The organism is Peribacillus simplex, from assembly GCF_001578185.1.
GTDB classification, from domain to species: Bacteria; Bacillota; Bacilli; order Bacillales; family DSM-1321; genus Peribacillus; species Peribacillus simplex_A.
The window spans coordinates 2367423-2389018 of the sequence record NZ_CP011008.1 but is presented as its reverse complement, the minus strand read 5'-3'; the positions used below and the strand labels follow the sequence as shown (position 1 = coordinate 2389018).

Genomic DNA, 21596 nt, shown 5'->3' with positions numbered 1-21596 from the left:
CTTACCCCTCCGTCCCTTTATTCAATGACGGCCAATATGTCGCCTTCATTTACAAAATCCCCTTCATTCACTTTAAGTTCTTTGATGGTGCCAGCTTCCTCAGCTGCAATGGGGATTTCCATTTTCATGGATTCCAAGATAATGATGTCCTGTCCGTCGGTAACACTTTGCCCCTCGTTCGCTACGATTTTCCAAACGCTTCCTGCCATGCTTGCCTTTAAATCTGCCATCTTACATTCCTCCTGATCATTATGTTTTAAAATATGCGTTATACAGTCAATTTTTTAATATATTTCGCAATGAAATCCGTAGTCGTATCTCCTTGGGAAAAAGCTTCATGAGAAATTATTTCCATCAGCAAAGGAAGGTTTGTTTTAATTCCTTCTATTTTATAGTTTGCCAGCGCTTCTATTAATCTCTTGATCGTTTTATTCCTCGAATCGCCGCTCACTACCAATTTGGCGATCATCGGATCATAAAAATGGGATACGACGGAAGTTCCATGAACCGCCAATTCATGACGGATCCCTTCACCTTCCGGAAGTTCCATGCTGGTGATTCTCCCCGGTGCTGGAAAGAAGGTTTTCGGATCTTCAGCATATATTCGCACTTCAATGGAATGTCCATCCTTTTTAATCTCTGCTTGAGTGAATTCCAGTTTGTTGCCTGACGCGACTTTTATTTGCTGTTCGACTAAATCCAGTCCCGTAATTTCTTCGGTGACAGGATGCTCAACTTGTAGGCGTGTATTCATTTCCAGGAAATAAAAATTTTTATCCGCATCAACTAAAAATTCGAGGGTGCCTGCATTGCTATAACCAATGGATTTTACCGCTTTCACAGCAGCCATTCCCATCCTGTTTCTTGTTTCTTCGTCAAGGAAAGAAGAGGGAGCCTCTTCCACGACCTTCTGGTGGCGCCTTTGAACGGAGCATTCCCTTTCCCATAAGTAAACAGCATTCCCAAAGGAATCCGCCAATACCTGAATTTCGATATGACGAGGCTTCTCAATCAATTTTTCTATGAACATATCTCCATTGCCAAAAAACAATTGAGCACGTTTTTGATTCCCTTCGAAGGCTTTGTAAAGTTCCTCTTCATTAGCAACGGCCTGCATGCCGATTCCCCCGCCGCCTGCTGCTGCTTTTAACATGACTGGATATCCAATCCTTTCGGCAACGGCTGCCGCTTCTGCACTATCTATTAATGGACTTGAAAATCCTGGCACCAATGGAAGGCCCGCTTGCTCCATCTTTTTCCGTGCTTCGACTTTATTGCCCATCTGCTGGATGACCTCTGGTTTGGGACCAATGAATATCAAGCCTGCTTCTTCGCATGAACGTGCGAAATCTGCATTTTCACTAAGAAATCCGTAACCAGGATGAATGGCTTCCACTCCGGTTTCTTTAGCGATTTCCAAAATCTTATTGACGTTTAAATAGCTTTCCTGTACTCTCGGGCCCCCCAATAAATATGCCTCATCTGCCAATTTCACAAATGGCGAATCCGAATCTGCTTCCGAATGGACGGCGACAGTAAGTATTCCCAACTTCTTGCATGTACGAATAATACGTGATGCTATTTCTCCTCTATTTGCGATAAGAATTTTTCGAATCATTCGGTATCCTCCTTATTTAGTGCGTTCAGATAGTAGGTCAAGAGTTTGTTGCCGAAGCTTATACTTTTGGATCTTTCCGGATGCAGTCATTGGATATGCATCGGTAAATTGAATGTAACGGGGAATTTTATGAAATGATATCTTCCCTTTGCAATATTCTGTCAGTTCTTTCTCCGTCAGGTTTTCTCCCGGTTTCAAAATGATCCATGCCGCTACCTCTTCCCCATACTTCCGATCTGGGACACCGAGTACCTGGACATCGACAATTGCAGGATGTTGATAGAGGAATTCTTCTATCTCACGAGGATAAATATTTTCCCCCCCGCGAATGATCATATCTTTCAACCTGCCTGTTATCATGCAATAACCATTCTCGTCCATCACCGCTAAATCTCCCGTATGTAGCCAGCCTTCCCGGTCAATCGCCTGTTCAGTTGCTTCCGGGTTATTATAATACCCCTTCATTACATGGTATCCTCTTGAACAGAGTTCCCCCTGTTTGCCCCGTGGGACCTCTGCTCCAGTAGCCGGATCGAGAATTTTCACTTCCACTTTCGGCAATGCTCTTCCCACTGAGGAAACACGAAGTTCGATTGGGTCGTCCGTTCTTGTCATCGTAATTCCTGGAGATGATTCCGTTTGACCATAAGTAATCGTAATTTCAGAGATCCCCATCTTATTCACCACGCTTTTCATGACTTCGATCGGGCACGTGGAGCCTGCCATGATTCCAGTCCGTAACGAACGTAAATCATACTGGTCGAAGTCATCGAGATTAAGTTCGGCGATGAACATCGTAGGTACACCGTGGAGCCCCGTACATTTTTCTGCTTCAACGGTCTGTAGGACTACACGTGGATTAAATTCCACAATAGGCACCATCGTTGCCCCTACAGTAACGGAGGCCATCGTACCAAGGGAACAGCCGAAACAATGAAAAAACGGAACGGGGATGCAAAGCCGGTCATCCTTTGTAAGCTTCATGCATTCCGCAACATTCAAGCCGTTGTTGACCAAGTTTGAATGCGTCAACATCACTCCTTTTGGAAATCCTGTCGTTCCAGATGTATATTGCATATTAATCACATCACTGGAAGACAATTCCCCCATCCTCAGGTCCAGCAACTCTTCCGAAACGGATTCGCTCCCGCTAATGACTTCATCCCACGAAAACGTGCCAGGATAACGCGTTTCACCCAAAACGATGATATTTTTCAATTTTGGCAGTTTCTCAGATTGTAATTTTCCTGGTTCGGCATTTTTCAATTCAGGTACAATTTCATACAACGTATCTATATAGGAATGATCCTTATATTGTTCCATCAGGATTATCGTCGTCGAATCCGATTGCTTAAGCAGGTATTCCAGTTCACTTGTACGGTAATTGGTATTGACCGTTACCAGCACCCCGCCCATTTTCGCTGTCGAAAATTGGGATATAAGCCATTCTGGTTTATTGGACGCCCAAATGGCGATATGTTCCCCTTTTTTAATATCGAGTGCCATGAACCCCCGGGCCGCCTTTCGGCAAATCTTTTCAAATTCGCGATACGAATGACGAAGGCCAAGTTCATGGTAAACCACCGCTTCATTATCACCATATTGTTCAGCTTTCTTTTCAAGCAGTTTTCCGATAGTAACATCTAGCAAATCGGACATCAAACTCCTCCTATCAAATAAAAGTAAGAATGAACGCTTTTTGCTGTATGGATAATATCTGCTTCACATCTGATTGAACCAAAGCATCATTGTTCATTTTCGTTCCGAAAAGATTAACAGCCTAATTGTCTGGCGATTACGATCCTTTGAATTTCGGATGTGCCTTCCCCGATTTCCAATAACTTAGCATCTCTTAAATAGCGCTCCACTTCATATTCACGCATGTATCCAGAACCGCCATGTATTTGAATCGCTTGATTGCTGGCCCTGAACGCGGTCTCACTTGCAAAAAGCTTGGCGTAAGCCGCTTCCTTTGCAAAAGGTTTTTTATTGTCTTTTAACCATGCCGCCTTATAGACCATGTTCCTTGCCAATTCAATTTCCATTGCCATATCTGCAAGCTTGAATTGAATCGCCTGAAAACTTGAAATGGATTTACCAAATTGAATGCGCTCTTTTGAAAAAGCTAGAGCCTTATCAAAGGCTGCCTGTGCAATGCCTACAGCCAAAGCTGCAATTGAAATCCTTCCGCCATCCAGCGTGAATAAAAATTGTTTGAACCCTTTGTCTGGATCTCCCAATAAATTCTGCTTTGGTACACGTACATTTTCAAGAATGATTTCACACGTATTGGAAGCCCGAACTCCCATTTTTTCATAATTGCTATTGATCGTAAGCCCAGGGGTATCCGTTGGCACGATGAATGCGGAGATGATGTTCTTGCCCCTGGAATCTTTGCCCGATACAGCGGTAACGGTGATGGTTCTTGAATAGCTGGCATTTGTTATCCATGTTTTCTCGCCGTTAATCACATATTCATCACCTTCTAATACGGCAGTTGTTTTCGTACCGCCAGCATCCGAACCCGCATTAGGCTCTGTCAACCCGAAAGCTGCCAAAGTTTCACCGGTCGTGATTGGAACCAGATATTTTTGCTTCTGTTCTTCGGTTCCAAAATAGTAAATTGGACTTGCCCCAAGTGAAACGGCTGCTGCATAGCTTAAACCGGTTCCTCCGCATGCCTTGCCAACCTCTTCAACTGCAATGGCATACGAAATCGTATCTCCACCCGAGCCGCCATATTCTTCAGGGAACGGAATTCCAAGCAACCCGAGTTTCCCCATTTTTTTGAATGCATCCTCCGCAAACATGGACTTTGCATCCAATTCTATGGCAATTGGTTTAATTTCCTTTTCAGCAAATTCCCTAACCATTTCCTTAATCATCTGTTGTTCTTTCGTAAGTGAGAAATCCATTTGTTCATTCCCCTTTCTATTAAGACCGACTAGTTGGTCTGTACAATTCAGGTTTTACTGTTTAATCCACAACCAATTGGTTTTTCAGTAAAAATGGCCGGGTTATTTCCTCTTCTTTTTGTTTATCCGTCAATAGTGCCTGCAGAATTAAATCTACGTAAATATCACCAATTTCATCTATGGTTTTTCCGCCGTCCCTTTTGTACCATTTGTAGGACCAGTTCACCATGCCCAGAATCGACATCCCGGTAATTTCAACCGGTAATTCGCTGCGGAACACTCCCTTGTCAATGCCTTCTTTGATGACGGAAAAAATAATTTCTTTATATATTTGACGTTTTTTTTTGATTGCTTCTACATAAGGTGGTTTTAAGTAAATGCTTTCTTGATAGAAAACTGAGATGTGTGGTTTATAGAGGTCAAAAACTTTAACGAAAGATTGAATGATCTTTTGCATTTTTTCTGTTGGATGGGTACTTGCTGAAATGGCTTCCTGTGCTTTAGTTAAAACATATGAAATAAAGTAATCATGAATGACAAATAAAAGCTCATCTTTGGACGAAAAATGGTGATAAAATCCACCCTTGCTAGTTCCGCATGCCTTGACGATTTCGTTAACGGAGACACCATGAAAACCATGCTGTTCGAAGAGTGTCAACGATGTTTCGATTATTTTTTCTTTTAACTCCGTAAGTCTGCACCCCCTTGTATCCGCTTACATTTAACCCAGCAAGAAAGTTTGATTATGTATAAACTGGATTTATTTAGATTTTACCAAATATTTAAAAATTGTCAATTTTAAATATAAACAAAAAACAGCCCTCATGACCAAGAGCTGTCAACCTGCTTTATTTAACTAAGATATGCCTGAACTATGTCAAATTCAATACTATCCCATAATAACATTCACTATTTATTACTTCCCTTGACAGGTTTAACTTGGGCTTTTACAAGCTGCCATCCATTGTTATACTTCCATACCGATTTAATCTCCAATATCGGATCGCGTTCATCGGAACCTTTCACATGTTGGATCCCTATAAGCCCCTTTCCTTTTCCCAAAACGGTCTTAAGGTCCAGTGATGAATATGGATCAACCAAAAGCTCTGTCGGTTCATTTAGTTTTCCATTTAGATAAATGCCCATTTCATCATAAGCTTGTTTTCTGGAACTGACATCTATCACCACAGGCTTTTGACCTTCTATAATGATTTCCGCTTTGTATCCGTCAAGAAATTGGGCCATTACAGGAACGGGTGGAGGGATTTCCAGTTCCTTCGCTTTTCCATCCTTGAACGTATAGGCATAACTGGTTATCAATCGCTCTCCACCTTCCATCAAAACCGTGACCAGTACATCCTGGATACCATCATCATTCAAGTCCGTAACCTTGAGGTCTGGATTATACCCTGCTTCAAGCGGAACGCTAATTGTACTGCGATTGCTATCAACACTCAATTCAATTTTCTTCAGAAATTTGCTTCCTTTCTCATATGGCAGCCCCTGTACCTGGATGATGTCTATTTTCTGGTCTCCTGTTACATCTCTTTTTGCTGAAATATAGGTGCCATCGACCTGAAAATTTTTATCATGTGCTTCAACCGCTTGATAGCTCAAAAAAAGTGAGATGACTAAAACCGTATATTTTAGCAGATCTAACATTTTCATAGTGATAACCTCTCTTTTCCAAGATGAACTAGTTTGACATTTGTCTCCGTTTTAACTTTCGGCGCTGATCTTTCATGAAGATGGACCAGAAATAACCTGGCAACAATATCGCAAAGCCCACTATATATGTGGCAAACACGGCACGGAATGAGGTCGGGTCGGTAAGGATTGTGACATTTGGATAAATAATACAGGGTAAATGGCGGTTCCATAAACATAACTGCCGATTAAATACTGAATGATAATCGCTATAACGGCGCAGCGCGGCACCCTATAACCTACCCCGCTTAGAAAAATTTTCATTTTTGTCTACGCTGTGCGAGAAGACCAAGAATGCACTCATAATACATAATAGGACCAAGATTAGGCTTGCGGGAACGATCAAGGCTTCCCCAATCGGGAATACTGCACCTGGAAATAAACTGCAAATAGCGATAACAAGACCAACGACAAAAGTATTAGTTACCTCCCAAGTTGGTGATACATAGCTATTCGCTATCTTCGAAGCATTGGTTTCTTCCTTTTTAATGTAAGTCTTCCTTTCTAGCCTTTGTATCTTGGTAGTATCTCCGTTGTAAAGGAAAATATTTAATAATATTCCACGAACTAAGTTTTCATGGGTTTTATAGAAAATCCGAAAGTTACTTAATGATGGTTATTGGTTGAATGATTTTTTCAATATTCTGACGAGGTTATTTTTGGGATATATAAGGCATTAAAAAATGGTGAAATGGCCCGTCTTCAAAGGAGGCATAACTCCAAGATTATCAGATTTAAAGAAAGCTTTTTAACTGTTAATTTTGGATACTTACAAGACAAATTATTGAAGACCCATCATAAATGGTGAACCAATAGGAATATGATAGCGTAAATCCGATATAGGAAAGTGAACCCGAGAGGAGAACAACACTTTGTCCCTTTACAAAGATCCGCTTTCAACCGATCAAAAGCTGGCTTTCATCAGAAATGGACTGGGACCATCCAAAATACCGAAAAAAATCATTATCATTGGTGCCGGCATGTCTGGGTTAGTTGCAGCATCCCTCTTAAAAAAAGCCGGACACGATGTAACGATATTGGAAGCAACCGGGAGGGTCGGGGGGCGTGTTTTGACCATACGGGAGCCATTTTCGGATGGTTCCTACCTTGAAGCAGGTGCCATGCGCATTCCGAATTATCATTACTTAGTTGCTGAATACATCAAGAAGTACGGTTTACGAATCATCCCTTTTGTGAACGCGACTCCTAATGATCCCATTTATGCCAATGGAATCAAAACGACCGCTGCCATATATCAACGGAACCCGGATATACTGAAGTACCCAGTAGCTCCCCATGAAAGAGGTAAAACAGCTGAAGAATTATTCAACATGGCCATTAAACCAGTGACTGATTTCATCATTCAAAACCCAATTAGAAATTGGGAAATAGTTATTAAAGAATTTGATAAATACTCCTTGAGCTTCTTTTTACAGTACAATCCAGTAGGGATGAGCCTATCAACCGGTGCAATTGAAAGCATTAAAGTCCTAATGGGTTTAGAAGGTTTACCTGAACTTTCCTTTACTGCCATTCTTCGAGAGTTTTTGCCACTCCTTGACCCAAACATCGTTTTTTATGCAATCGAGGGGGGAAACGACCGGCTTCCTTATGCTTTTGTACCCGAATTGAAGGAAAATCTAAATTTCAGATATGAAGTGACAAAACTTGTTCAACATGATAATCGAGTAACCATCCATTCTAAACACACTCAAAGCGATAGACCCTTAACCGTTACCGGTGATCTTGCCATCGTGACAATACCTCTTCAATTGTTGTCATTTATGGATATTGAACCCCGCAATTCCTTTTCCCATAATAAGTGGAAGGCAATAAGGGAACTCCATTATCCTGCTTCAACAAAAATCGGACTTCAGTTCGGAAATAGATTTTGGGAAAGGGAAGGAATATTCGGAGGTAAATTGATGACCGATCTACCCATTAGATTTTCTTATTACCCCTACCAAACGGTAAACCCAAGTGAATCTGGTATCATTTTAGCAAGTTATACATGGGAGGATGATGCCACTTTATGGGATATCCTCCCGGAAAAAGATCGTATACAAAACGCATTAAAAAATTTGGAAAGGGTCCATGGAAAACAAGTATACGATCATTTTTTATCAGGAGCTTCTTTTAGCTGGACCCGGAATCAGTACGCATACGGAGCTTTCTCCATGTTTAAACCTGGTCAGGAAACGGACTTGTTTCCATACATCCCAACTCCTGAAGGAAGGGTCCACTTCGCTGGAGAGCATACATCAACAGTACCTGCTTGGATTGAAGGAGCCATTCAATCCGGCATCAGGGTTGCACATGAAGTGACGAATCTTCCAAGAACTTTCGATAAGCCTTTTTAAATGATGGGACTTTTTCTTTGATGAGCCTTGACAAAAAAACCTTCCCATCCAATAAAAAATCAAAGGGTTTCGGAATGATAACATCCCGAAACCCTTTTGTCTACAAACTGAAGCCTTACCATTTGGAAGGTTTTTCATTCTTATGAATTGCCTGTCCATTTATGGAATGTTAGCCTTTACCCCTGACAATTCACTTCACCCCTCCTTTTGAACCAAAGTCTATAATCCTTATGTCAACTTGATAATTAATATCAGCTTTACTGAAAATTTCATCCCATTTCTGCTTATGTTTCTCCCAAAACTTCGGATGCTGATTTTCCACATACAGAAATAATCCAGCTACCCCTGTTTTATATTCATGTTGTAATTTGTCTACGATTTTCTCGACATCCTTCTCAACTTCAGCCTCGGCAATACTCTCAATCTCTTTTAAATAGGTTTCATATTGTTATCGCGTATTGACTGATTAACGATAGCTTCCATCGGGTATTTCCTTCATACATCTTTAAATGAAGGATACTTTGATGATTGGTTATGAGCAAAGTATCTTGATTTTAATTTGATTTGATTCTCTTTTCAAAAACACTTCTTGGAGGCACCAGGATTTGTTGTGTTAACATGATTTCATCATTGTTTTTACTTTTAGCGATTCCCACCCCCATTACATGGGATAAATCTTCAATATTTTCACTATCCCAACAGCCTGCAAGCATAGGGAAAAGCAAGATCAACCATAATCTTTTCATCCACTTCCCCTACTCCTATTCACTTGAACGATTACGAATGTAAAAATTGGCAAGCCAATCAATATAAAGGGAAATACATATCCCTGCAAAATCTCCCATTTTAAAAATATCGGTTGTATTATTAGGGATTTGGCTAGAAAAAAACTAGCGGAACTAAAACAATAATCGATATGGAAATGTTGATAGCTTTTAAAACAAAGGTTTTTTTAATGAATCCCAAACTAAAATGGTTAATATGTAATTAAATTGCAAATGCTAGGATAATAAGCTTTAGTTTAGAGGTGACAGCATTGTTTAACCGTATAAAGTTCAAAAAAAAAACCATTCAACATTCTGTTAAAAATGACGAATTATATAAAGCTTCGGATGTAAGGGACCTATTCAATTCCCTTTCTTCATCCAATGATTTCATAAACCATCAAGGAACATATAATGGCGTCGGCTATTGGGTATCGTTTTATCGCTCTTTAATTGATGCACAGGTACTTCACGAAAGTGTTCTTTCTGTCATACCAACTCTGGAAACGATAAATTTGGAGCAAATTAAAGAGAACGTTCCTATTGAAAATACACTTATCACCAGTACCAAGGTTGTAATCGAAGAAAGGATCATGAGAGGCCAAATTGCCATTCGTTTAGATGGAAATCTTGATGAATGCCTATTAATCAATGCTGCGGCCCAACGAGACAGGCAAGTTAATAAACCTGAACTTGAATTTGGAATCATAAGTGCTCAAGAAGCTTTTGTCGAGGATATTGATATTAATCTGAATCTAGTCAGAAAAAGGCTGCCTATCCCTGGGTTGCAAGTAAGTGAAATGACTGTAGGGTCCTTGTCTAAAACGAAAGTGGCAGTGTTATCGATAGAAGGGATCGTTAATCAGGAAAGTGTTGATAATGTTATACAAAGGATCAATGACGTAGAGTTTGATGAAATATTGGACGGGTCACATCTCGCGCAAATGCTATATGATAATTCAAATACCTTATTTCCCCTTTTTCTAAATACGGAAAGGCCTGATCGCATCGCAAGTGCATTGGCTGAAGGTAAAGTAGCCTTGTTAATCGATAGGTCATCCTCTGTACTTATTACTCCAACCATATTGTTGGAATACTTTGTCACCATGGAAGATTATGATATGCCTTGGATTCCGGCATCTGCTTTCCGTTTATTAAGGATATTCGCGGTCGCTTTTTCCATATTTGCAACTCCCATTTATGTAGCCGTGCTGACCTATCATTATGAACTGATTCCTATAGATTTGTTGGAAACGATCGTCTCTTCAAGGAACTTAATACCTTTTCAGCCTTTGATCGAAGCGTTATTCTTAGAGATTTCCATTGAGTTATTACGTGAAGCAGCAGCCAGGCTGCCAACTAAGGTAGGTCAGACATTAGGTATCGTCGGCGGTATCGTTATCGGTCAAGCGGCAGTTGTAGCTGGTCTGACCAGTAATATCTTATTAATCATTGTTGCCCTCTCGGCATTGGCATCATTTGTTACTCCTATTTATAAAATGGGGAATGCCATTCGGTTACTGCGCTTCCCCTTTTTAGTGGGGGCCCAAATTTGGGGGGGACTTGGCATTATCATAACGGCCGTGTTTTTGGTTACCCACCTTATCAAATTAACGTCAATGGGACACCCGTACCTTGAACCCATATATCCATTTCGCATCCAAGATTGGAAAGATAGCTTTGTTCGGCTTCCTTATAATCTTTTTAAATCCAGACCTGAAAATTTACATCCTGATGATATGTCCAGACAGCCAACGCCAAAAAAAGCGAAAATCAAAAAAAATGATTTTAATGAATGATTTAAATGAGGGTCCTATATGAACCAAGTAGAAGTTAATGAAAAGTATAAGGTATCACCGTTCTATGTGTTTTTTTTAGTGCATTCCATGCAAATGGGAGTAGGCGTTTTAAGTTTTCAAAGAGTTTTAGCAAAGTCGGCGGGAACGGATGGCTGGATTTCGATACTACTTGCCGGACTGATCATTCATATATTGATCTGGATCATATATAAAATATTAAGTATCGTCCCAGGTGATATCATTTCTGCCAATAATCATGCATTCGGAAAATGGATTGGGAATTTTTTCAGTCTATTATTCATTCTTTACTTTTTGATCCTTGGGATGGATATGATTATCAGCTATATAAATGTCATACATGTATGGATGTTTGCAGAGGTAGCTTCTTGGGCGTTTACAGTGGTTTTATTGCTTCTGATTTATTATATAAATACGGGAGGCTTCCGTACAATTACAGGAATTGCCTTTTTAAGCGTCATTTTGACTTACTGGATTTTCTTTGTCCTATTCTATGCCATGAAATACTCTGAATTCACCAATTTGCTCCCTATATTCGACCACAATCTATTGGATATACTGAAGGGAACCAGAAGTACTTCCTTAACTTTTCTTGGTTTTGAAATGATCCTGATGTTTTATCCGTTCATTAAAGATGCTAAAACTTCACAAAAATATGCTCATGGAGGTGCCATAGTAACAACCCTATTAACCGTATTGATTTATTTAGTTTCACTGATTTTTTATTCACAAAAACAGTTGGAACTGACTATATGGCCGACACTTACAATGACCAGCATTGTCGAATTGCCCTTTATTCAGCGATTTGAATATATAGAAATTTCTTGGTGGGCCATTTTTATCATACCCAACATGACCATCTACTTGTGGGCTGCCAGCAGGGGTATCAAGCGCATATTCAATGTTCAGCAAAAGTATCCATTATGGGCGATGTCCATTATTATCCTGCTCACCAATATATTTGTTTTTGATGAAGATTCCCTATATATATTGAATAAAATAATCAATCCATACGCCGTGCTCTTCCTTGGATTATATTTGCCTCTTCTTTTGGTCATCATTTATATAAAGAAAAGGAGGAAAAGTTTATGAGAAAATTCTTTCTTGTCATCTTGGCTTTTTCCCTCCTTTGCAGCTGTGCCCAGCCAAAAGTGGTTGATGAAGTAAATATGGCCCAAGCCATTGGCTACGATATACGAAAGGATAAAATAATCGAAGGAATGTTCGTCATCCCTATCTTCCAACAGGACAAGATGGGTATGTATCAAATCTTAACTGGAACATCGACGACAACGAGTGATGTTCAGGCCATCGTATCCAAAAAATCGGATAAGCCGGTGATGCTAGGACAGACACGCATCTTTTTATTTAGCGAGAAAATGGTACATGAAATAGGTATGACAGAACTGACCGATTATCTCTACCGTGAACCTCAAATTGGAAACAGGGTCTTTTTGGCAATCGTTGAAGGAAAGGTCAAGGATTTCATAAATACCAAACCACCAAATACGAATGTAAATATTGGAATCTTTTTATCTGACTTAGTCAATCAACAAATTGAAACAGGGAATGGACCGGATACAAACCTCCATCTTTTTTTAAGAAACTCCCTGGAAGATGGCGGAGATTCGTTTCTTCCTTTATTTAAAATAATTAATAAAGAAGTTGCAGTTTCAGGAGTGGCCTTGTTTCATGAAAATAAAATGGTCAGTAAAGTTCGAACGGATGATATGTTCATTTTCAAGACATTAGTTCAATTTCATAAACGGGGAATTTACAAGTTTAAATTAAACGACAAGCAGAAAAGTGATATCGTCGTGGAAAGTATTCGAAGCAGTTCAAATTATGAGGTATCCAACTCCGAGCGAAATCCGTCCATTACGATAAAGCTCAAAATTAAAGGACAAATTAAAGAATCAATGCGAAAGGACAATCTTACCAATAAAAAGATGATAAAAATAATTGAAAAGGAAATGCAAACTTCTTTAAACAGGCAGGCAAACCGTCTTATTAAAGATTTTCAGAAAAAAAACATTGACCCGATTGGCTTGAAGGAAAAATATCATGCCAAAAATAAAAAAATGACCTATGAACAATGGAGAAAGATCTATCCCATGATGCACATTAAAGTAGAAACCAAAGTTGACATCCTCCAAACCGGGGTCTCTGAATAATCATGAGGGCATACTATCGATGTCAATTGCCTGTTTATTAAGGCTCCTATGCTTCCAGTAAGTAACCATACTCTGTTCAATCTCTAAAATAGTCAAAGCTAGGTTATATCTCGACTTCCGTTAACATTTCCATTAAAAAGAGACAGGAATCCATTCCTGTCTCTCGTTCGTTATAATTAATCATGAAAATTCGTACCATCCGTCACTTCTTTAACAATGCCCGCATTGATGACAAAATCCCCAAAATGCTCTCCTTGCTGACGTTCTTTCGCATAACGGGAAAGAAGTACACGCAACTCTTTTAAAATCTCTTCTTCACCGATGTTTTCACGGTACATTTTGCTTAGCCTGCTTCCATCAAATGCTGCACCGAGATACATATTATATTTGCCAGGTGCTTTACCTATAAAACCAATTTCTCCGAGTGCATGCCGGGCACAACCATTCGGGCAACCGGTCATTCTTATCGTGATTTCTTCGTTCCGCAGTCCGTTTTCATCAACGATGATCTCAATTTTATCAAGCAGAACCGGCAAATAACGCTCTGCTTCTGCCATTGCCAATCCGCATGTTGGAAGCGCCACGCATGCGATCGAGCTGCGGCGGAGGGCTGAATGATGTGCACCATCCGTCAAACCGTATGTTTCAAGCAATTCTATGATCTTTTTCTTTTGCTGACTTGATACATCGGCAATGATCAGGTTTTGATTGGCGGTCAAACGGAAATCACCCGTATGGATTTTTGCGATTTCGCGCAAACCGGTCATCAGCTTGTAATCATTGATATCGGCGATTCGGCCACCCTCGACGAATAATGTAAAATGCCATTTTCCTTGCATGCCTTTTACCCAGCCATAGCGGTCACCATTATTATCAAAATGATATGTTCTCGCTTCCTCCAGCTTCCATCCTAACCGATTTTCAAGTTCAGCCTTTACCGCTTCGAGCCCAAGCCTGTCAACCGTATACTTGAACCGTGCATTTTTCCGGACGGAGCGGTTTCCGTAATCACGCTGAATTGTAATGATCTTCTCAGCCACATCCACTATTTTGTCTGGCTGGCAAAATCCAATTACTTTGGCTAGCTGGGGGTATGTCGCCTTATCACCGTGGGACATTCCCATACCGCCCCCGATCGCCACATTAAAACCAACGAGTTTTCCACTTTCAACAATTGCTATGAAGCCAAGGTCCTGGGAGTAAACATCAATGTCATTGGATGGAGGAACCGCAATGCCTATTTTAAACTTCCTTGGTAAATAAAGCGGTCCGTACATTGGTTCAACTTCTTCCAATTCAGGTGTACCGACGACTTTTTCTTCATCTAGCCAGATTTCATGGTACGCCCTTGTACGTGGCAATAAATAATCACTCAATTTTTTCGACCATTCATATACTTCCGAGTGGATTTCGGATTGAAATGGAATCGAATTACACATTACATTCCGGTTTACATCTCCGCATGCAGCAATTGTATCCAGCATGGACGCATGAATTTCCTGAATGGTTTTTTTCATATTCCATTTTAAAATACCGTGCATTTGAAATGTCTGTCTTGTTGTCAATTTCAATGTACCGTTACCGTATTTCTGAGCAAGGTCATCCATAACAAGCCATTGAGAAGGCTGTGCAACCCCGCCGGCCATCCGGACACGCAACATGAACTGATAGGCAGGCTCAAGTTTTTGTTTTTGACGTTCATTGCGCAAATCCCGGTCATCCTGCAAATAGCTGCCGTGATGTTTCATTAATCGATTGTCATCATCTGGAATACCGGCGCTGATCCGATCCTGCATAACTTCTCCAAGTGTTCCTCGCAAATAATCACTTTTTTCTTTAATTTGCTCAACATCACTAGGCAGGCCTTCTGGTGCTTTTAATAGTGGGTTCACCATGTCGTTATCTCCTTTTCATCCAAATTTCAGTAAACATCACGCTGATAACGTTTAGTCTGTTGCATATCGTCAAGATAAGCTTGCGCAGCAGCATGGCTCATCTGACCTTCTTTTTCTATGATCTCAATTAGCGTATTATGGACGTCATGTGCCATGTTTTTCTCATCGCCGCAAATGTAAACCGCTGCCCCTTGTTGAAGCCATTCGTATAATTCCCTGCTGTGCTCCAGCATCCGGTTTTGAACATACACTTTTTCATCCGCATCACGAGAAAAGGCAACATCCATTTTCGTAAGTACACCTGTTTTCAACCACTGTTGCCACTCAGTCTGATATAGGAAATCCGTCACGAAATGCTGATCGCCGAAAAAGAGCCACGTTTTCCCGTTCGCTTCCGTTTCTTCGCGATCCTGGATGAAGGATCTGAACGGAGCAATGCCCGTTCCAGGTCCAACCATGATAATGGGCGTGTCTGGGTTCTTAGGCTGCTTAAAGTTCTGGTTATGCTGGATGTAAACAGGCAGCATGTCCCCGGGCTGTATTCGGTCCGCACATAAAATGGAGCAGACACCTTTTCTTTGACGACCGTGACTTTCATACCGGACAGCACCGATTGTCAAATGCACTTCATCCGGATATGCGGATAAGCTATTCGCAATTGAATATAGTCGGGCAGGCATTTTCCGGAGTATGGATACGAACTCTTGCGCCGATTCACCCCATGAGCCATAATCACGGATAAAATCAAGCAAATCACGGCCTTCACGATATTCATTCAGTCTCTCTTCATTACCAGGTAATAAAAGTTCCTTTAAATCCTCGTTACCTGAAAGCTGGGCCGCTCGCTCAAGGAGAGATTTTGTTAAAACCGTAATTTCAAAATCGGAGATGAGTGATTCCCTTAGCCGACGAAGTTCTCCCTGCTTATTGACCTTCACGGTTTCTTCAGGGTCCAAATTGAGTTCCAAAAGAAGTTTATCCACTAAATCCGAATCATTTTTCGGATAAATACCAAGGCTGTCACCAGGTTCGAATGTAAGGCCAGAGCCTTCAAGTGATAACTCGAGATGATGTGTCTCTTTATTAGAGCCACGGCCGTTCAAGTTTATATTTTCCAGTACTTCCGCTTTAAACGGATTTGTCCTGGAATAAGTGTGTTCACCTGCTGAAGGTATCGCTACGGGAACTGCAGCAACGGTACTGCCTTGCCCTTCACTTAAACTGGAAATGACTCCTTCCAGCCATTCGCAAGCAGGCTCATCATAATCAAGGTCACAGTCCATTCGCGGAAATAGTCGTGTCCCGCCAAGTTCCTCCAAGCGTTTATCGAATTGTTTTCCCGTTTCACAGAAAAACTCATACGAGCTGTCCCCTAGCGCCAATACTGAAAAGCGGAGACCTTCAAGGCTTGGTGCCCTTCTGCCATGGAGGTACTCATGGAAGGAAAGCGTATTATCCGGCGGATCACCTTCCCCATGCGTGCTTACGGCAATAAGAAGATTTTTGACTTTTTTCAAGTTGTTTACTTTAAAGTCACTCATGGATGAAATGGTAACCTGAAAGCCATTACCCTCAAGTTTTCTCGCCGCATTTTCCGCCAGCCCTTGAGCATTCCCTGTCTGTGAACCATAAAGAATGGTAACATCTTTTGATACTGTCTGCCCGCTGCCTTGAGCCTCCATTACCGGGGCATCGGCTGTTCCAATATTCGAAACTGATAAAGATGCGGTCAGATAACCGCTCAACCAAATTTTTTGTGTTTCTGTCAAACTAGGCAGAAGACTGTTAAGAAGCTCTGCCTGTTCATGATTAAAGGGACTGTTCATTACCTGAAGTTGCACCATTTCCACCTCACAAAAGAATATAAACTTATCTTAATTGACTCTTATATACAACGAGCGGATTTAATATTTATTCCCATCCATTTAATTAACTCGTTTACTCCTATAGACCAAGTCGGTTTTAACTGCAAAAAAAATCAGAAAGTACAGTACAGTTCATACAGGAAGGGAACACTTTTTCAAACCACGATACAAATAAAATAAAAAATAAGGTTATAAAGGACGATAGCCTTGCCCCGCTTGAACTCTTCCTAAAATAAGTTTCTCATTAAACTTTACTGGAATGTACATCATTAGTAAAATATATATAATTTATTGCAACTATTAAGAATATTAATAATAAGGAGGAATTCCTATGTACTATGATGCTTTAAAAACATTTGTAACCCTTGTAGAAGTCAAGAATTTTACAAAAACAGCAGAAATCCTTCTTATGTCGCAACCAAGTGTTAGTTTGCACATAAAAAAATTAGAAGAAGAGTTCCAAACCAAACTATTTCTCCGCTCTCCTAAATTCCTAAAAGTCACCTCAACAGGTGAAATTCTTTACGATCGGGCTAAACAAATGATCACAATCTATGAGCAGACCCGAGAGGACATTCAGGAACATGATAAGTCCATAAAAGGCGAATTAAAGATAGGGGCAAGTTTTACAATAGGAGAGTATATCCTCCCTTCGTTACTCATTGACCTTCAAAAGGACTATCCTGAGCTTGAACTTCAAGTTGTAATTGGAAACACCGAAGAAATCGTTCAAGCCGTTCGGCTATACAAAGTGGATATTGGTTTAATCGAAGGTCAAACTAATGAAAAAGAGCTTTCCGTACACCCCTTTATGCAAGATGAGCTATTCGTTGTTTCTTCAAATGGTCATGAACTTGCTTATAAAGACGAAGTGGCGATTACTGATTTACATGACCAAGCATGGGTAACCAGGGAAGTTGGATCTGGTACACGTGAGTACCTTAACCACGTCATACGCACTAATGGTTTGAAAATTAAATCGATACTGACAATAAGCAGCAATCAAGGAATTAAAGAAACACTTATAAAAAACGGCACAGGGCTGGCTCTCCTTTCCCAAAGTGTCATTGAAAGGGATGTACAAAATAAAATCCTTTCTATAATTCAATTAAAAAATGAATCCTTTAATAGAACACTTTCATACGTTTATTCACCGATTATGGAAGATAAAAAGAATGTTAAAACTTTTATAACTGAATTAAACAAAAAATGGCCAATGAAAGCAAAGCCGATAGTTTGATCATAGCGAAAGATACAGTCTTATGAATGAAGTACATGCTGGGGAACCTTATGAAGGAAATCGTTTTAGTGGTTGCTTGTGTACTCTGTTTGCATTTACAGTCCTTAATGACCGGCTAAATAATTGGATATGTGCAGCTAAATAGCAGTGCGCATTGTCATACTGCTTGTTCAGCTCCGAACGATTTTCATGCAAATGTTTGGTTGATAGTTTTAAAGTCGCGACTGAGAGTTCCGGTGGTAACAGATGGTTAATGGAGGATCAGACGGAGGTGGACTGTATCCGCTTCCTAACATAACAAAATGATAATGTTATTATCTAAATAGCTGTAATATACATATAGATCGCTACTGATTTACTATATAGATTTTATTAAAAACAAAAAAGAGCGCTTTAATCTATAATAGTCATAGATAAAGCACTCTTTTTCATTATTTTATTTTAAATTTTGTACTTCTGTTAACACACCGTCTAACTCTGTTGCTGCTTTGTCTAGCGTTTTTGCATCAAGTGGTTCAACCTTTGCTCCAGCTTCAATTGTATGAAGTGGCGTTTCTACCTTTTCATATAAATCAGGACTTTTCTCTTTTACTGAGTCCTCAAATACTTGCCATTTCTCCTCTAATTCCTCTCCACTATCTTTTACTTTCGCAGCATCTTTTGCTGTAAGTTGTGTTTTCATATCAGCAAGTACTTGTTTCATGTCTTGTGCACCGTCAGCAATTGAAACTGCTTTTGAATTCGATGTTTCTTCCGTTTTTGGAGCTTCTTTCTTTGTTTCTTCTTTTGTTCCGCACGCTGCTAATGTTAAGGACGTTGCTAAGATGATTGGTACAATAAGTTTTTTAGATCGCATGTTTTGATTCCTCCTGATTTGTCTGCTGTAATTTTGTTTTTTTATCCTTTTTTTTATTCAATATCATTGCGACTATTGCCACTATAAGTAGAATGATTTGTGGAATTACACCCTCCCATGTTGAATAAATCGCAAAGAAATCTATAGTAGGGATTGGAGCTTGTGTAGCTGGTAATAATCCAGCAAGTTGTAGCCCGTGAATGCCCATACCTGCAAATTTGAAGCATAGGTAAAACATTAGAATACTGGATACTAGGAAAAATGGGCGCATTGGGATCTTCAATCCAACTTTTAATATTAAGTAAGAAAGCACAATCAATAGTACTAATCCAATAGCTATACCTGTTAAAAGTGTTGATATTTTAATGGATGCAGCCATCCCGATAAAGAATAACACGGTTTCTGTTCCTTCCCGGAAAACAGCAAGGAAAGAAAGAATAGCTAACGACCATAGACTCCCTTTATCAATGGCCTTTGTACTTTGAGTCTGAATGTATCGTTGCCATTCCGCCGTGCTTGATTTACTGTGCAGCCAATAACTCATGTACAGAAGCATCATTGAAGCAAAGACTCCGGTCCAGCCAGCAATTAAGAAGTTATTACTCCCAAATGCACCGGCAGAAAACAACATGTTTACGATTACGCCTAAGATAATGCTTACTCCTAAACCTGATCCAACGCCGATCCAAATCCATCTACTCTTATCTGCATGACCAGCCTTTTTCAAAAAACCTAAAAGTGCTACTACAACAAGTAAACCTTCTAAACCTTCACGCAAAAGGATAGTTGTAGCATCTAACATGTTGTAACTTGTTTTAGATGCAAGCGGAGAAAGATAATCACGCATTCCTTCAATTGTTTTTTTAGCTCCCTTTACGTCGGGGGTCTTTGAAGTAAGCATTGCATACGAAGTTACCATGTCCCTCTCAGCGTTTGTATAGATTTTAGAAGACTGTGTTAATACTACGCTTTCTATATCCAGCCATGAGGTACGAAACTGCTCAATATCAGCTTTTGCACCTTTCACATCATTATGATCCAATTTAGAAAGTGACTGATTTAATAGCACAATCAAATCGGCTACATTCCCTTGATTTTCCCCCGTATCTTCAGTTTTTGGGACAGTATGAGGGAATTTTCCTGCAATGAACTTTTCATTGGTTTGCTTTAATTTGTTGAGGGAATTTTCCAGACTCCTTTTTTTCACAGGTTGTTGGGCTAAAGCAAACTGTACTTGCCCCATCCCGTCTTCTATTTCACGGTAGGCATCTTGAGACTCGTCTTTCACTCCACTTTCAATCGACATCCATGTAGATGAAAATGATTCGTATTGTTTTTTAGCCTCTTCCATTTTCCCGTTTTGTACAGAATGCATTGCTTCAATAATGTTTTTGTTTGCACCTTGTAAGTCATTTTCTGCACTTGCTGCAAAACTACGAAACGGGAATGCCATCATTGCAACTACCAAAATAATTATGTATAGACTGGTTTTACCTTTCATTATTTTCCCTCTTCCCCAAAGAAATAAATTAGCCATTAAATGTCTAAAACGAAAATGAAAATCATTATCATTTATTAATTCTTTAAGATTATAAATTCTTTTTATCTGTTAAGTCAATAACAAATTATTACATTAAATATAGCTATCTGAAAAAGGGATATATTTGGATATCAACACAAGAAACATGAACGTAGATAAAGACTTGTATTGGTCCTAACTTAAGCTGTATTAGCGTCTTATGGCCATAAATCTAAGAACAGTGACAAAAAAGACCGCCTTTACCAGCGATCTTTCGAGTGATCTAAATACTAAACTGCATCTTTCAGCACTTTCGTTTTGTTAGCAAATAGTTTGTCTTTAAGAGATGCCATCAACAGACCATCCACTCCAAATCTTCCTGCATTTAAAGCAGAAACAAGAATGAACATAGATAATAAAATTAGTTGTGTGTTGGTACTTGTCGAACCACTAAACAAATAAGAAAAATTCATAACAAGGCCAAAGAATACGGCTGTTTTAGTAAAGCAACCTATCAATAAACCTATTCCGACTAGTAATTCTCCCCAAGGTACAAATGTGTTAAATAGTTCTACATGAGGAATGGCTAGGTTTTCTAGAAAGACAACCCACCATCCCTGGACCGCCGGATGCTCTCCAGTTGCTTGTGCTAATGCTCCATTCAAGAAACCGGAAGCATCAAACTGTCCGCCTGCTATTTTCTCCCATCCAGCCATTAACCATGTATATCCAAGATATACACGTAACACTGCCAAAAGTATTGAGACTTTCTGGTTTTGTCTTAAAACATCAATAAACATGTTGTTTCCTCCAATAAGTAATAAAAAATATAATTTCCAAAATTATAATAACACAATTGAAAACGA

Annotated in this window: 19 protein-coding genes; 5 read left to right on the top strand and 14 right to left on the bottom strand. The window is 39.8% G+C overall.

All coding sequences use genetic code 11. The features are described from left to right. Positions 1-17 precede the first annotated feature (17 nt). The 7 genes from UP17_RS11090 to UP17_RS28745 all read right to left on the bottom strand — a co-directional run bounded on the left by UP17_RS11090 (position 18) and on the right by UP17_RS28745 (position 6730). The gene (locus UP17_RS11090; RefSeq protein ID WP_061463062.1) at positions 18-230 is read right to left on the bottom strand and encodes an acetyl-CoA carboxylase biotin carboxyl carrier protein subunit; all 213 of its coding nucleotides are present in this window, start codon (positions 228-230) and stop codon (positions 18-20) included. Between the two features lie 38 nt (positions 231-268). Next, positions 269-1618, bottom strand: a complete 1350-nt coding sequence (locus UP17_RS11085; RefSeq protein WP_061463061.1) for an acetyl-CoA carboxylase biotin carboxylase subunit — start codon at positions 1616-1618, stop codon at positions 269-271. A 12-nt stretch (positions 1619-1630) separates the two neighbouring features. Next, positions 1631-3268, bottom strand: coding sequence for an AMP-binding protein (locus tag UP17_RS11080; RefSeq protein WP_061466066.1), 1638 nt, complete (start codon positions 3266-3268; stop codon positions 1631-1633). A gap of 122 nt (positions 3269-3390) precedes the next feature. After that, complete coding sequence (locus tag UP17_RS11075) at positions 3391-4533, bottom strand: acyl-CoA dehydrogenase (RefSeq protein WP_061463060.1); 1143 nt, start codon at positions 4531-4533, stop codon at positions 3391-3393. 61 nt (positions 4534-4594) lie between these two features. Next, the gene (locus tag UP17_RS11070) at positions 4595-5206 is read right to left on the bottom strand and encodes a TetR/AcrR family transcriptional regulator (RefSeq protein ID WP_061463059.1); all 612 of its coding nucleotides are present in this window, start codon (positions 5204-5206) and stop codon (positions 4595-4597) included. Positions 5207-5442: 236 nt separating this feature from the next. Further along, on the bottom strand, positions 5443-6201 hold the full coding sequence (locus tag UP17_RS11065; RefSeq protein WP_061463058.1) for a hypothetical protein: 759 nt from the start codon (positions 6199-6201) through the stop codon (positions 5443-5445). 271 nt (positions 6202-6472) lie between these two features. Further along, a complete protein-coding gene (locus tag UP17_RS28745) occupies positions 6473-6730 on the bottom strand; it encodes a cytochrome d ubiquinol oxidase subunit II (RefSeq protein WP_284149582.1) in 258 nt (85 codons plus the stop codon). Between the two features lie 382 nt (positions 6731-7112). Here UP17_RS28745 and UP17_RS11060 point away from each other — a divergent pair, with 382 nt between their 5' ends. After that, complete coding sequence (locus UP17_RS11060) at positions 7113-8600, top strand: flavin monoamine oxidase family protein (RefSeq protein ID WP_061463057.1); 1488 nt, start codon at positions 7113-7115, stop codon at positions 8598-8600. A 190-nt stretch (positions 8601-8790) separates the two neighbouring features. Here the strand turns inward: UP17_RS11060 and UP17_RS29525 are convergent, their stop codons facing one another. Continuing rightward, positions 8791-9024, bottom strand: coding sequence for a Ger(x)C family spore germination C-terminal domain-containing protein (locus tag UP17_RS29525; protein ID WP_081108794.1), 234 nt, complete (start codon positions 9022-9024; stop codon positions 8791-8793). Positions 9025-9154: 130 nt separating this feature from the next. Then, on the bottom strand, positions 9155-9346 hold the full coding sequence (locus UP17_RS11055; RefSeq protein WP_061463056.1) for a hypothetical protein: 192 nt from the start codon (positions 9344-9346) through the stop codon (positions 9155-9157). 302 nt (positions 9347-9648) lie between these two features. Between UP17_RS11055 and UP17_RS11050 the strand changes: the two genes are divergently transcribed. From UP17_RS11050 to UP17_RS11040, 3 genes are read left to right on the top strand one after another with little or no spacing between them, the layout of a single operon-like run. After that, positions 9649-11163 carry a spore germination protein gene (locus tag UP17_RS11050; RefSeq protein ID WP_081108996.1) on the top strand — a complete coding sequence of 505 codons (1515 nt, stop codon included), beginning with the start codon at positions 9649-9651 and terminating at the stop codon, positions 11161-11163. A gap of 18 nt (positions 11164-11181) precedes the next feature. Then, on the top strand, positions 11182-12273 hold the full coding sequence (locus tag UP17_RS11045; RefSeq protein ID WP_061463055.1) for a GerAB/ArcD/ProY family transporter: 1092 nt from the start codon (positions 11182-11184) through the stop codon (positions 12271-12273). Further along, entirely contained in the window at positions 12270-13355 is a 1086-nt protein-coding gene (locus tag UP17_RS11040; protein WP_061463054.1) for a Ger(x)C family spore germination protein, read from the top strand. The genes UP17_RS11045 and UP17_RS11040 overlap by 4 nt, the downstream gene beginning before the upstream one ends. A gap of 176 nt (positions 13356-13531) precedes the next feature. Here the strand turns inward: UP17_RS11040 and cysI are convergent, their stop codons facing one another. Next, positions 13532-15250, bottom strand: a complete 1719-nt coding sequence (gene cysI, locus UP17_RS11035) for an assimilatory sulfite reductase (NADPH) hemoprotein subunit (RefSeq protein WP_061463053.1) — start codon at positions 15248-15250, stop codon at positions 13532-13534. Positions 15251-15276: 26 nt separating this feature from the next. Beyond that, positions 15277-17091, bottom strand: coding sequence for an assimilatory sulfite reductase (NADPH) flavoprotein subunit (locus UP17_RS11030; RefSeq protein WP_061463052.1), 1815 nt, complete (start codon positions 17089-17091; stop codon positions 15277-15279). 355 nt (positions 17092-17446) lie between these two features. On the opposite strand from UP17_RS11030, the gene UP17_RS11025 reads away from it, so the two are divergent. Beyond that, entirely contained in the window at positions 17447-18355 is a 909-nt protein-coding gene (locus tag UP17_RS11025; protein ID WP_061463051.1) for a LysR family transcriptional regulator, read from the top strand. A 436-nt stretch (positions 18356-18791) separates the two neighbouring features. On the opposite strand, the gene UP17_RS11020 is transcribed toward UP17_RS11025, so the two are convergent. From UP17_RS11020 to UP17_RS11010, 3 genes are all read right to left on the bottom strand, one after another. Beyond that, the gene (locus UP17_RS11020; RefSeq protein WP_061463050.1) at positions 18792-19211 is read right to left on the bottom strand and encodes a hypothetical protein; all 420 of its coding nucleotides are present in this window, start codon (positions 19209-19211) and stop codon (positions 18792-18794) included. Then, on the bottom strand, positions 19201-20712 hold the full coding sequence (locus UP17_RS11015; RefSeq protein ID WP_061463049.1) for an FTR1 family iron permease: 1512 nt from the start codon (positions 20710-20712) through the stop codon (positions 19201-19203). Before UP17_RS11015 ends, UP17_RS11020 begins: the two co-directional genes overlap by 11 nt. 308 nt (positions 20713-21020) lie before the next feature. Further along, the gene (locus tag UP17_RS11010) at positions 21021-21530 is read right to left on the bottom strand and encodes a DoxX family protein (protein WP_061463048.1); all 510 of its coding nucleotides are present in this window, start codon (positions 21528-21530) and stop codon (positions 21021-21023) included. Positions 21531-21596: the final 66 nt, after the last annotated feature.

Excerpts from the sequence above, each read along its gene's own strand:
- UP17_RS11090 (WP_061463062.1), bottom strand. The coding sequence starts at position 230 with ATGGCAGATTTAAAGGCAAGCATGGCAGGAAGCGTTTGGAAAATCGTA.
- UP17_RS11085 (WP_061463061.1), bottom strand. The coding sequence starts at position 1,618 with ATGATTCGAAAAATTCTTATCGCAAATAGAGGAGAAATAGCATCACGT.
- UP17_RS11075 (WP_061463060.1), bottom strand. The coding sequence starts at position 4,533 with ATGGATTTCTCACTTACGAAAGAACAACAGATGATTAAGGAAATGGTT.
- UP17_RS11065 (WP_061463058.1), bottom strand. The coding sequence starts at position 6,201 with ATGAAAATGTTAGATCTGCTAAAATATACGGTTTTAGTCATCTCACTT.
- UP17_RS11055 (WP_061463056.1), bottom strand. The coding sequence starts at position 9,346 with ATGAAAAGATTATGGTTGATCTTGCTTTTCCCTATGCTTGCAGGCTGT.
- UP17_RS11045 (WP_061463055.1), top strand. The coding sequence starts at position 11,182 with ATGAACCAAGTAGAAGTTAATGAAAAGTATAAGGTATCACCGTTCTAT.
- UP17_RS11040 (WP_061463054.1), top strand. The coding sequence starts at position 12,270 with ATGAGAAAATTCTTTCTTGTCATCTTGGCTTTTTCCCTCCTTTGCAGC.
- cysI (WP_061463053.1), bottom strand. The coding sequence starts at position 15,250 with ATGGTGAACCCACTATTAAAAGCACCAGAAGGCCTGCCTAGTGATGTT.
- UP17_RS11025 (WP_061463051.1), top strand. The coding sequence starts at position 17,447 with ATGTACTATGATGCTTTAAAAACATTTGTAACCCTTGTAGAAGTCAAG.
- UP17_RS11020 (WP_061463050.1), bottom strand. The coding sequence starts at position 19,211 with ATGCGATCTAAAAAACTTATTGTACCAATCATCTTAGCAACGTCCTTA.
- UP17_RS11015 (WP_061463049.1), bottom strand. The coding sequence starts at position 20,712 with ATGAAAGGTAAAACCAGTCTATACATAATTATTTTGGTAGTTGCAATG.
- UP17_RS11010 (WP_061463048.1), bottom strand. The coding sequence starts at position 21,530 with ATGTTTATTGATGTTTTAAGACAAAACCAGAAAGTCTCAATACTTTTG.